This is a genomic window from Halomonas sp. 111, assembly GCF_052379685.1.
Taxonomy (GTDB): domain Bacteria; phylum Pseudomonadota; class Gammaproteobacteria; order Pseudomonadales; family Halomonadaceae; genus Vreelandella; species Vreelandella citrativorans.
Window position 1 is genome coordinate 1 of the sequence record NZ_JBQSYV010000007.1, and the last position, 11,675, is coordinate 11,675.

An 11,675-nucleotide genomic window follows, 5' to 3' on the forward strand; every position below is an offset into this window, starting at 1 on the left:
GGGTTAAGGCTTATCCATAGGAATGGTCTCTTCACGTTTTATCGATAAGTTGGTGAGAGCAGCATCAGAAATCGTTATTGATGACTATAGCTCAGTACCGTTTTGTAAGCTTGGAGCTCGCTTAAACCTATGTTCACTAATGCCGAGTAAGATGACCTGAGGTTTCGCCAATCCAACGGCTACCAACTACACGTAGCATGGGCCTTCAATGAGCGGGTGGGCTTTAATAAACTCTTCATCAACTTCGATGCCAAGCCCCGGACCAGAGGGCGGTTGTACGCAGCCATTGGCGTCAATTTCATATGGCTTGCCGCTAATCTCGTCGCGAAAAGGGTTATGCCGCGCCACATCCGCCTCGAAGTAGCCAGAATTATCTAATGCAGCGAGTAGATGTAGGGTCGCCGCCATATTGATGCCAGTTGCTGAAGTATGTGGATGTAAAGGTATTTTCCAAGCAGAGGTTAGCGCTGCGATTCGCTGGGTTTCCGTTATACCTCCTGCCTTCGATATATCTGGCTGTGCGAAACGAATTGCGTTGTCTTCAACTAGACGAATAAATTCGAACCGAGTGTAATGATTTTCACCCGCGGCGAGCGGCACGGTTCCCAGTGTCGCCGCGTTAATATATGAACGATAATCGTGTGGTGGAAAAGGTTCCTCCAACCAGCCGATTGCAAGCTCCTCATAAGCTGGCATAACCCGTCGCACATCATCGAGTGTATAGCCCGTATTAGCATCGACCAAGATGTTAATATCATTGCCAACAGCGTCTCGTACCGCTCGCGCTCTAACAATATCCCGCTTCGGCGTATCACCAACGCGTAGCTTCAGCGCTTGATAGCCCTGTGCAACATAGGACTGAGCCTCCTCAACCAGTGAAGCAGTATCCTGCCAACCGAGTGAGATCCCCCCTGCATAGGCGGGCATAGCCTTTCGTCCTCCACCTAAGAGTTGATAAATGGGCAGCCCGCTTACCTTCCCGCGGATATCCCATAACGCAATATCGATACCACTCAGGGCGAGCACCGCAGCAACCCCCATGCCGTGACTAGCCAGTTGCATGCGATAAATGCGCTGCCATACGGCTACAGCATCTAACGCATCCATTCCAGTTACAAGTTCACTTATTGTGGTATCTATGAGTTTCGCTATCGCGCCTGGGCATCGACCATGATGTGCCTCTCCCCAACCAACGATACCCTCATCGGTCTCTATTTTGACTAAAACAGCATCGCGTTTTACGGCACGGCCGATACCGAGAGTCACATTATGGCCCTCCGGCACTCGATAAGAGACAGGTACAGCTTGGATACGAGTGATACGCATAGTAAACCTCGCTTATTTAGTATTTAGCGTTATTTAGTCCAGCAACTTGGATTGACGTGATTCACAGGGCTTTCACCACGCAGGATGCGAAGCATTTCTTCAGCTGCTCCGATACTCATGTTACGCAGAGAGGTGGAAGTGATACCTGCAATATGAGGGGTAAGCAGAACCCGCGGGCAGCCCAGCAGACCACTCTCACGAGGTAACGGCTGAGTAACGAAGACATCGATCGCTGCACCACCAATTGCCTTTTTTTGCAGTGCCGAAACCAAAGCCTCAGTGTCGATCACAGGTCCTCGAGAAACATTTATCAGCACAGCATCGGGCTTCATCAGCGCCAATCGACGTGCATTGACCATTCCACGTGTTTCATCCGTGAGCGCACAGGTGAGTACAATCGCATCGCTGCGTGCGAACAACTCGTCAATACTGACCTCCTCTATGCCATCAGGCATATGTCCTTGCCTCCTCGATGCACCAAGGACGTTCATACCAAAGCCTAGCCGAGCACTCTCCGCTATCCGTCGCCCAATAGTTCCAACCCCAACAATACCAATCGTCGATCCGCCTATTTCAGTCGTTGAAGGAGCCATTGCCCGAGCAGCCTCCCAGCTTTGGTGCTCAAGCATATTACCCATCGTTGCAATGGGCCGACGTAAGTGTAACAACGCGGAGAAACAATACTCTGTCACTGCTTGAGCATTTATACCCGGAAGATTCGCAACTGGAATTCCTCGTGCCGTTGCTGCTTCCACAGGTATAAAATCTAGGCCTACACCATGCCTGACGATGCCTTTAAGGTGCTGTGCATACTCTAAGATATCCGTTGGTAGCTGGGCTCTTACTACGATTCCGTCAACCTTTTCGACAAGCGCGCGTAATGTATCCGGCTGAGTGTCAGGGGCTACTATGAGGGATGCGTGCGGCGCAAGAAGTGCTTCTGCATCCTCATGTATCGGATTCGTCAGCAGGATATTTGGCTGGTTAGACATGGGCTTTTTTTCCCTCTGTAACAGGGTTCGTCAGAGTGCCAAGCCTTTCAACCTGGGCGCTTATCATGGTGTTTGGTTGCAGCCAGGTAGGCGGTGAACGCACAGGTGCCACCCCCGCCGGGGTGCCAGTGGCGATTACGGTACCTGGCTCAAGCGTAGATCCCTGGGAGAGAGTGGAAATTAGCTCAGCGACACTAAACAGCATCTGCGAAGTCGAGGAGTCCTGAAGATACTCACCTTCAATCATCATCTGAATTTTTAATGCTTGAGGATTCTCTATTTCATCGGCACTAACGAGATAGGGACCCAATGGCCCAAATGTTGGATGATTCTTACCACGCTCCAAATAGCCATCTTTGCGGATCATCTCACTTGCGCTGATATCATTGAAAACGGTGTAACCAGCAACATAATGAAGCGCATCGATGATGCTCACATTACTGGCTGAGCGTCCTATGACCGCTGCTAATTCAGCTTCATAAGTGACGCCTCCTATATCCGGAGGCAACACAATAGCCTGCCCTGGCCCCACAACTGTTTTAGGATCTTTTTCGAACAATACAGGGTGTGCAGGCGGCGTCATCCCTCTTTCTGCCAAAGCATCATGATAGTTGTGTGCAACACCAATTATGCGTGGCGGGCTTGGTAACGGAGCACATAGCTCCACCTTACTGAGCTCTATACGCGCTTCTTCAGGCAACGGGCTTCGGGCGAACTGCTCCATAACGTTCTCCAGCCCGTAATCAATAAAGGCAGCAACGTGTGGCTCAACCTCTTGTAGTCGTTCGCGAAGTGAAGCATGGCTAAGATCAATGACGTATTGATGATGAGCATCGCCCTCTGCAATACCGGCTCGGCTAGTGCCGCCATGTCGAAACGTGATAAAACGCATCGGTATCTCCAGGCTTAGGCATCACGATATTTTTCAATGATAGAGCGATTAATCTCAATGCCGAGCCCCGCACCGGTAGGTATTTTCACTCTACCGTTCACTTGAGTGATAGGCTCAAAAGCAAGGTGATCACGGAAAGGATTCTCACACTGTTCGAACTCAAGCATAGGCTCAAAGGGAAAGAGGCTGGGTGGCTGGTCCGGTAGTGCCGCCAAGAAATGCAGTGTCGCCGAAAGACCCACCGCTGACCCCCACGCATGAGGTACACACTCGACGCCATGCGCCGACGCTAAAGTGGCAATCTTCTTGGATTCGGTAAGCCCTCCTGCGGCACAAACATCAGGTTGTACAATGTCCATGGCTTTGCGGGTGATGATGTCCCGAAATCCCCAGCGAGTGAATCCGTTTTCACCGCCAGCAACTGCCATATCCAACGCCCGTGTAACTTCTACGTAACCATCTGTATCTTCTGGCGAGATTGGCTCTTCAAACCATTCAATGTTTAATTCTTCCAGTTTTCGGCCGAGACGTATGGCTATCGGCACTGAAAAGCAGTGGTTAGCATCAACCATGAGGCGAATGTTCGCGCCAACGGCCTCACGTACAGCGGCAACGCGCTCATAATCTCGCTCAATCGATCCCAGACCAATCTTCATCTTAATGGCTTTAAAACCATCCTTAACGTAGCCCTGCGCCTCTTCAACAGCTTCGTCAACAAGCCTCCCGGTATCTGTAAAATAGAGACCAGTCGCATAGGCATCGACCTCGGTACGGAAGGCGCCACCGAGCAACTTATGTATGGGCTTCCCGCAGGCTTTACCAACAATATCCCAAAGCGCTATATCGATACCGCTGATAGCGGCAATGGCCATTCCTGTTTGACCATAATCTTTGATGCGGTTGTAGAGAAACTCCCAGATCACCTCGACATCGAACGGATCACGACCTATAACATGCGCACTGAGCTGAGTGTCAATAAACGCTTTAGCAACCGCAGGTGGACCGTAGCACTCACCCCAGCCAACAATCCCATCATTGGTTTCCACCTCGACCAGACAGGTTCCTCTACGTTTATAAAGCCAGCCACGTGAGGAAGTGAAAGGTTTATCTACCGCGGAACTGATGACATGACAGGTTACTTTCTTAATCTGCATTTGTACGACTCCATGTGGCTTTATAAGGGCGTGTCGATACACGCTTTACGTTTTTTAAACTTCGCTATTAAGGTGGGAAGTATCAGCGCGGCCAGGGCGAGTAAGAGAATTAAGGCTGATACCGGCCTGGTGATAAAGGTTGTCCAATCGCCCCCACTAATGACCAAAGCTCGCCGCATTTCCGACTCCAGTAGTGGGCCGAGAATGACGCCAATGACGATGGGGTAAACTGATAGACGTGCAAGCGTTGCCAGAAAGCCGAAGATACCTAGCCCTAGCATGACAACAACATCGAACCACTGATTGCCCAGAGAATAGGTACCAACTACAGCGAGAACAAAGAGTGCAGGCGTTAGCAAGTGACGTGGTACATCAAGTACTCGCACGAAAAAACGAAAACCTATTAAACCAACGACGATGATGGCAATGGTTGCAATCAGCATTGAAGCGAGGATGTTCCAAACCAGATCACCGCTTGTCTCGAACAGCTGTGGGCCTGGTTGCACACCATGAATCAATAGCCCCCCAAGCAGCATCGCCGTAACCGTATCGCCAGGTATGCCCAGTGTGAGCAGTGGTATCAGGGCGCCCCCCGTCACTCCATTATTAGCGGCTTCCGATGCAACGACACCTCCAGGCGCACCCTTACCATAATTCGCGCTGTCTGAATCGAATCGCTTTGCTTGGTCATAAGCGATGAGTGAACCGACACTACCCCCCAGCGCTGGCATGATTCCTAGTGCAACACCAATAAATCCGGAGCGAATACTATTAACAGCTTGTTTACTCCACTCGCTAAAGGAAGGCAGCATACCCTTTAGGCTCTTAGGCGTTTGGGCATGCATATCCTTTTGAAACATAGAGCTCATTAATTCAGGGATTACCAGCAGGCCGATGAGTGCAGGCATAATATTAATGCCTCGCATCAACTCCATCGTGTCAAATGTCCAGCGTGCCTGTCCGGTAATAGGATCAAGCCCCACGACGGAAAGGCCAACGCCTATTACTACACTCAGAATCCCTTTCAACACGGCCCCTGGTATAACTGAAGCGATAATGATCATTCCCAGAAGTGCAACTGCTGCATATTCTGCGGCTCCCAGCTTAAGCGCTAGCGTTGCCAGCGGAGGAGCAATGGTGACAAGAGACAGCCAAGCAATTAACCCACCAGTTACAGAGGCAACTAGCGCCCACCCATAGGCACGCACTGCTTGTCCCTTACGCGCCATTGGGTAGCCGTCAATCGATGTAATGATGGCAGAGGGCGTGCCGGGAATATTAAGCAGGATGGCAGGAATCGACCCTCCCGACATGGAGCCGACATACAGCCCAATCATCATACTAATGGCGACATCGCCTGGTAGTGCAAACGTCAAAGGAATGAATAAAGCCACTCCCATAGTCGCGGTAAGACCGGGTGTGGCCCCGAAGATAAAACCCACGATAACGCCGATGAAAATAAGTAGCAGTGCCTGGGGCTGCGTTAGCATGAATAAAAACGCGTCACCAAGGCTATAGAGAGTGTCCATGGAAAATATCTCCTGTAGTTACCGAAGCGGCACTTTTAGAACAAAGACAAAAAGCGCCCAGATACCGGTACTGAACAGAATGGAAGTAGCAAAAAGCACGACGAGGCCACGGCGCGTTATGCCTCGCCAGCCCAACATGACACTCAAGAGAGCAAAAAAGAGAATGGAAGTGACAAGAAAGTTTACATAGCGCCAAGCCACTACGTAGCCAGCCAGAATCAGGAAAACCGGAATGCCGACTAACATCACTTCCTTTGGCGTTGCTATTTCGCTCTCGTCTTCAGTAATATTTGCTCTTAACCATGTGAACACATCACCTATAAACACAAGTAGCGATAGAAGAACGGTGGCCACAACCACGAATTGCGGGATAGCTCCAGCACCTATGCTGCCACGTGCGTCCATACCAGGCAGGCTGAAGGTTGAAGATGCGATCAATGCACACACAGTAAGCAATACAAGAGTGACCAAGCCGCTCGCTGTTAAACGTAATGCAGACATATCAATGGATCTCAATATCCCGGCGGATAAACCGCCGGATGTGATTAAGTAAGAAATCAATCAACGAAGATTTGTCCAGCCACCTGCTGGATAGCAGCGGATACTTCGGCTATTTCCTGCTCAAGCTCCTCACCAGATATTGGGCTGATTTCGAATCCATTATCTGCAGCAAACTGTGTGAACTCATCACTACTGAGCGCGCTCTCAAACGCCGCTGTCAATTTGTCTCGAACTGCTGGATCAAGATTAGCGGGCCCCTCTATGTACGCCATTTGCACCACTGGCCCATAAGGAAACACATCGAAACCCATCTCTTCAAAAGTGGGCACGTCAGGCAATGAATCAATGCGTTCATTTGCAAAAACGCCAATGGGGATCAAACTTCCCGACTCTATCTGAGCCATCGTCTCACTGGGTTTGAGCACCCCCGCCTCAACGTGCTCTCCCAGCAAATCACGAATTACTCGTGACCCACCGGATTGCGGCACATGTCGGTATTCCGTATCAGCTGCGCGTGCAGTCATGGCAGCGAAAATATGATTGAGGTTGCTTGTACCCGGGGTACCGATAGTGACCGAGCCGGGATTGTCTTTCATATGCTGGACAAACTTCTCGAGAGTGTCGTGCTCGCTCTCACCAGGTACAACAAGAATTAACGGATCAACCGACAGCCGGATAATGTGAGTGAACTGCTCATTCTTCAGGGGTGCCTTGTCCTGCGCGATGATTGACAGGGTAGAGCTGGTACCATTGCCAATTGTGTAACCATCTGGCCGGGCGGTGGTAACCTCACCCATACCTACTGCACCGGTACCACCTGGAATATTCTCAATAACAGTATTGATCCCCTCCTCTTCCAGAATAGGCTGTAGTTTGCGGGCCATAATGTCATTCGACCCGCCTGCATTCCATGGTATGACCCAGCGCACTTCACGCTCTGGGTACGATGCTTGACTTTCGGCTTGAGCCCCTGCTGCTGACAGGAATGTTGTGGCAATGAAGCTTGCGAACACGACACTTTTGATTGTTTTCATCGTAGTAGCTTTCCTTGTGGCTTGTTATTTGTTATAACAAACAACGTAGTTCAGATTAAGGATTTTTGTCAAACCTAACCTGCCTAGACCTTTGTCGAATAATCTAGTGGCACAAGGTATTCTGAACTAGCCTAAAACGGTTCTGTAAGATGCAGGGAGCATGATGAGCAAACAGTCGAATGAAATGCCGCTAAGTAAAATAGAACGTGAGCCGTTATGGGATCGTGCACACTCCCAGCTTCGCAATGCGCTGCTATCCGGTAAATTCGAGCCTGGAAGTGGACTGACGCTACGCTTTCTTGCTGAAACATTCGGTACGTCAGTTACCCCCGTTCGTGATGCAGTGACTCGCTTGGTTGCTCAAGGGGTGCTCCGGCAAGGATCAAGAAATTCCGCGATCGTGCCCGAAGTAGGTGCAGAAGAGCTTAATCACCTCACCATTATTCGCTGTGAGCTGGAGGGCCGCGCAGCATTTGAGGCTGCGAGTAAAGCAACAACCAAATCTATCCAGCGCCTTGAAAATGCATTACAGCGGATGGAACAGTCGGCTACTTTGCGTGATTATCAAACCTATCTTGATTCTCACCGGGAATTTCATTTTGGTATCTACGACATTGCCGAAATCCCGCTACTGGCTGATATGATTGAGAATTTATGGCTGCGGTGCGGACCGTTACTATCGTTAGTCACTCCTGATTATGTGCGCCTTCTTAAGCGCACCAACTATCATTTTGAAATCTTAGACGCAATACGTAACGCTGATGCGGATAATGCGCGGAGGGCAATCGTTGCGGATATAGAGCAAGCCGCTCAATACCTAGTTGGATTAATGGATGAACAAGGCTGTATTACCCGACGTGCTCGGATGGATACTGATAAACTGACCCGTCCGTAACTACGGGCATTCCAAGATGACATGTTGCACTGCCTAGAAACTAATGCTCCGTATTAAATTGCTGTTAATTAACTTACTTGTTCATGAGGCAAGAGATACGCCTCATTGGAGCAGTGTTCATCAGGCCTGCTGGTTTCAGAATCAGAATATGGCTAGCATTTAGGAGAACGATTCAACTGATCAAGTTATTTACAGCTCTAACTGCAGCTCAATAGCTTATCAAAAATAAGTCCATAATAACTACGTTAAGCAATGGAGAAAAATGAAAATCCTAGTTGCTCACGATAGTTATAAAGATGGCCTAACAGCCCGTGATTCCGCTAAAGCCATTGCTGATGGATTGCGCCGAGCTTTACCTCATGCCGAGCTTGCCCAATGGGAAATGGAGGTGAAGGCACCCTTGGTGCCTTGCTGACGACGACTGATACCGAACGCCGAGAAACAGAGGCACACAACGTTCTTGGCCGACCTACCATGGCATTTTTGAACTGGCAGGCACAAAACCGTACTGCTTATATAGAGCCCGCCGAGGCTCGCGGTCTGTAGCCTTTGGTGCAAGCTGAGCGTACTGCCTTACATAGCACAACTATTGGCGTCGGTGAACTAACGCAGCCCTAGATGCCGGTGCCGAAAGATTACTCCTGCTGCTGGGCGGTAGTGCCGCTAATGACGCAGACATGCTAACAGCTCTGGTTGCACGTCTTCTTGATACCCAAGCCCAGCCACTACCCCTTGGAGGTGCTGCGCCAGCAAATCTGGACTGCCTGGACTTGTCAAAGCTCAGCCCAAAATTACGCTGATTACGTGTAAAAATTGCCGTAGCTATTGATAACCCTCCAACCGAAGCGCAAGTCGCTAGCATGGTATTTGGCCCAAAAAAAGGGGCCAATGAGAATAAAATACAGATCCTTGATGCCGCACTCAGGCATTTCGCGAATCACGCCTATCAAGCACTGAGCGAAAACCATCGCAAATCATCAGGCGCCGGTACAGCAGAAGGGATAGGCTTTAACGCCCATGCGCTGCTAAACGCTGATCTTCGCCCTAGCCTCTAAGTGCTTATTCAAAATTAGTCGCGTGATCAGTTCCATAACTTCCAAACAGCCGGTGCGCCTCTTTACAGAGGTAATCAAACGAAAGATAAGCACTCAACGGCAGCCATGCGTATTTCATCTGACGCCACAGTATCTCAATCAGATTCAGCTCCGGCGAGTAGGCCGACAGGTAAACCAGATGCACACGGTGTGACATCCACTCCACGACCTTTCGCCTGAAGGCCCAAGACCGATGCATGCTGGCGTTATCGAGCACTACATCAGCGAAGGTATCGTTTTTTTTCTGTGCGACAAACTGGTCAAACGCTTCGATGACCGTCTCGGTGGTCACCGACACGGTCGTGGTGTGGTGTGGTGTGGTGTGGTGTGGTCGATCAGTTTTCCAGCGCGACTGAGGAACCCCAATACATTCAGCCTTCGGCTGTGTGAGTAGGTGGTCACCTCACAGGACTGTCCGACAGGACTCCACGCATAGGGTACCGATGACGATTGTGAAAATCCTGGCTCATCAAAGTAATAGAGCTCGTGCTAACCCTGGTCTTCCTGCTGATGGAGTGCCTTGAGAAGGCCCGGGGTGTTCCGGAAATCCGCCTCGTTACGCAGTGCCTTGAGTGAGTGCCGGGTGCGTTTGAAGCTGAAATCATTTTTTTCAACGCTCGGCGAAGGGTCACCGTTCTGACGGTCTTACCCGTCTCTTCATCAAAACGAGCCTGCAAGGTTCGGATCTGGCGAGGGTGTTCGGCAACGAGTTCCTGCAGCCGCTGATGATCGCGTTCATCCAGGACGGGCGTGCGGCCAGCGGCCACTGCAGGGTTTGTCGATCAGTCCATCAAGGCCTAACGCTTCCCACTGTTTGAGCCATCGTGATACGGCGTCGCGGCGGACCTCCTGCAGTACCTGACTGATTTGGTTCTTGATTGCTCAGCAGGATGACATGCGCACGTCGGCGTAGAGCACGCTTCTCACCGTGGTGGTAGGCGGAAGACAGCGTCTCTGTTCAGAGTCAGTACAGGGGAGCAACGAAGCGCCTTAATATGGTTTCATCCGTGATGAGTTGTCTGGTCCAATGCTACACGAAAACTTCAGACCAAGCACTTAAGTGCAACACACTCACTGGACGGTGGATGGGCTTTCATGATACTTGGCCATTAGTTCGCTCATCATTTCTATCGGACATTTAAAATCAAAGCCTCGGCGCGCCCGCGCTATCGCGGAAGAATAACGGCTAAAACCACCGCAACCCCGTCAACATCTGAGCCTGTCGTTGAGCCAGAAACAGCTGCCAAGCCCGCCCAAACGTTAAAACAGCATGCGGCCCTGTCCACCGCCGGAAATCACCTTGATGGACTTTCCAATATCGTCGCTTGAGAACAGCACGCGCCCCAGCGCACCATTGAATGAGCCTGATCACGCCACCTTCTACGGTGGCGACGAGAAAGGCTATACCGATTACCCATTTATGGATAACGGTTATGATCGTATTGGTTAATACGCCGACGTAAATGCGTGTTCATAACAGCAAAAAGCACCACTTGTGTGGTGCTTTTTGCATATATATTCATGTTAGAACGCTGTTACTATAAAAGATCTGATTACCAAGTCACGTCTTTTAAACGCTATAACTGTCGCTACTTTTTAAACTGGATTGAATGCCGATGGATAATAATAACACCACTGTATTACTACTTTCTGTGGCCTCATTGCTATTGGCTGGCATTGCTACCGCTATTTTTATCTACATTGTGGTGCCTTGGCATAAGCGTCGGCGCGCCCGCGCTATTGCACGCAAAATAGCGGCTAAAGCCGCCGCAACCCCGCCAACGCCTGAACCTGCCGTTGAGCCAGAAGCAGCAACCAAGCCCGCCCAAACGTTTAAACAGCATTCGCTGTTTATTCTTTTTGATCAGCCGGGAGAGAGCACTGACCAGCGTTTGGCCGAGTGGCTGAAAAGTCATGATGCCCAGTACGATTCGCTCAAGCACGTGTTTTTGATTAGCGGCCAACAGCCTGCCAACCCCATCACCGTCACGAATGCTTTTTTGCCTGGTGAGCTGCCCGACTTGTACCGGGATGAGCAAGGCACTGAAGCGGTTCGGGGTATCAGCTTGATCGTTAAACCACCGCTGCACAAACGCCGTAATCAGCAGATGCACGTGTATGTGGAGCTTGCCAAAGAAGTAGGCAGCCTTTTAAACGCGGATGTATTGGATATCCACCACCAGCCGGTAACGGAAGCGACCTACGCCTCCATTATCGGCTGATGAGTTCACGCTCAATGCCTTAGCCGTTGATGATGG

Annotated in this window: 10 protein-coding genes and 3 pseudogenes; 5 read left to right on the plus strand and 8 right to left on the minus strand. The window is 50.4% G+C overall.

Annotated features, from left to right (window positions below):
- Nucleotides 1–186 precede the first annotated feature (186 nt).
- The 7 genes from ACT3T7_RS06710 to ACT3T7_RS06740 are packed head-to-tail and all read right to left on the minus strand — an operon-like array spanning nt 187 to nt 7,428.
- The gene (locus ACT3T7_RS06710; protein WP_444630432.1) at nt 187–1,326 is read right to left on the minus strand and encodes a mandelate racemase/muconate lactonizing enzyme family protein; all 1,140 of its coding nucleotides are present in this window, start codon (nt 1,324–1,326) and stop codon (nt 187–189) included.
- A 29-nt stretch (nt 1,327–1,355) separates the two neighbouring features.
- Nucleotides 1,356–2,318, minus strand: coding sequence for an NAD(P)-dependent oxidoreductase (locus ACT3T7_RS06715; protein ID WP_444630433.1), 963 nt, complete (start codon nt 2,316–2,318; stop codon nt 1,356–1,358).
- Nucleotides 2,311–3,210: a fumarylacetoacetate hydrolase family protein gene (locus tag ACT3T7_RS06720; protein WP_444630434.1), complete on the minus strand. Its 900-nt coding sequence runs from the start codon at nt 3,208–3,210 to the stop codon at nt 2,311–2,313. The genes ACT3T7_RS06715 and ACT3T7_RS06720 overlap by 8 nt, the downstream gene beginning before the upstream one ends.
- 14 nt (nt 3,211–3,224) lie before the next feature.
- Nucleotides 3,225–4,364 carry a mandelate racemase/muconate lactonizing enzyme family protein gene (locus tag ACT3T7_RS06725; RefSeq protein WP_444630435.1) on the minus strand — a complete coding sequence of 380 codons (1,140 nt, stop codon included), beginning with the start codon at nt 4,362–4,364 and terminating at the stop codon, nt 3,225–3,227.
- Nucleotides 4,365–4,384: 20 nt separating this feature from the next.
- On the minus strand, nt 4,385–5,893 hold the full coding sequence (locus tag ACT3T7_RS06730; RefSeq protein WP_444630436.1) for a tripartite tricarboxylate transporter permease: 1,509 nt from the start codon (nt 5,891–5,893) through the stop codon (nt 4,385–4,387).
- Between the two features lie 18 nt (nt 5,894–5,911).
- Nucleotides 5,912–6,394: a tripartite tricarboxylate transporter TctB family protein gene (locus ACT3T7_RS06735; protein WP_444630437.1), complete on the minus strand. Its 483-nt coding sequence runs from the start codon at nt 6,392–6,394 to the stop codon at nt 5,912–5,914.
- Nucleotides 6,395–6,450: 56 nt separating this feature from the next.
- Nucleotides 6,451–7,428, minus strand: a complete 978-nt coding sequence (locus tag ACT3T7_RS06740; protein WP_444630438.1) for a tripartite tricarboxylate transporter substrate binding protein — start codon at nt 7,426–7,428, stop codon at nt 6,451–6,453.
- Nucleotides 7,429–7,588: 160 nt separating this feature from the next.
- Here ACT3T7_RS06740 and ACT3T7_RS06745 point away from each other — a divergent pair, with 160 nt between their 5' ends.
- The 3 genes and pseudogenes from ACT3T7_RS06745 (at nt 7,589) to ACT3T7_RS06755 (ending at nt 9,378) form a co-directional block, all read left to right on the plus strand.
- Entirely contained in the window at nt 7,589–8,323 is a 735-nt protein-coding gene (locus ACT3T7_RS06745; protein ID WP_444630439.1) for a GntR family transcriptional regulator, read from the plus strand.
- A 262-nt stretch (nt 8,324–8,585) separates the two neighbouring features.
- Nucleotides 8,586–8,869 (plus strand): annotated as a pseudogene (locus tag ACT3T7_RS06750) (glycerate kinase).
- 101 nt (nt 8,870–8,970) lie between these two features.
- Nucleotides 8,971–9,378: pseudogene (locus ACT3T7_RS06755) on the plus strand (glycerate kinase).
- 4 nt (nt 9,379–9,382) lie between these two features.
- Here the strand turns inward: ACT3T7_RS06755 and ACT3T7_RS06760 are convergent.
- Nucleotides 9,383–10,414: pseudogene (locus ACT3T7_RS06760) on the minus strand (IS630 family transposase).
- 306 nt (nt 10,415–10,720) lie between these two features.
- Between ACT3T7_RS06760 and ACT3T7_RS06765 the strand changes: the two are divergent.
- Together ACT3T7_RS06765 and ACT3T7_RS06770 are read left to right on the plus strand one after the other, a co-directional pair.
- The gene (locus tag ACT3T7_RS06765; RefSeq protein ID WP_444630564.1) at nt 10,721–10,867 is read left to right on the plus strand and encodes a hypothetical protein; all 147 of its coding nucleotides are present in this window, start codon (nt 10,721–10,723) and stop codon (nt 10,865–10,867) included.
- Nucleotides 10,868–11,033: 166 nt separating this feature from the next.
- A complete protein-coding gene (locus ACT3T7_RS06770; protein ID WP_444630440.1) occupies nt 11,034–11,639 on the plus strand; it encodes a cell division protein ZipA C-terminal FtsZ-binding domain-containing protein in 606 nt (201 codons plus the stop codon).
- The last annotated feature ends 36 nt before the right edge of the window (nt 11,640–11,675 follow it).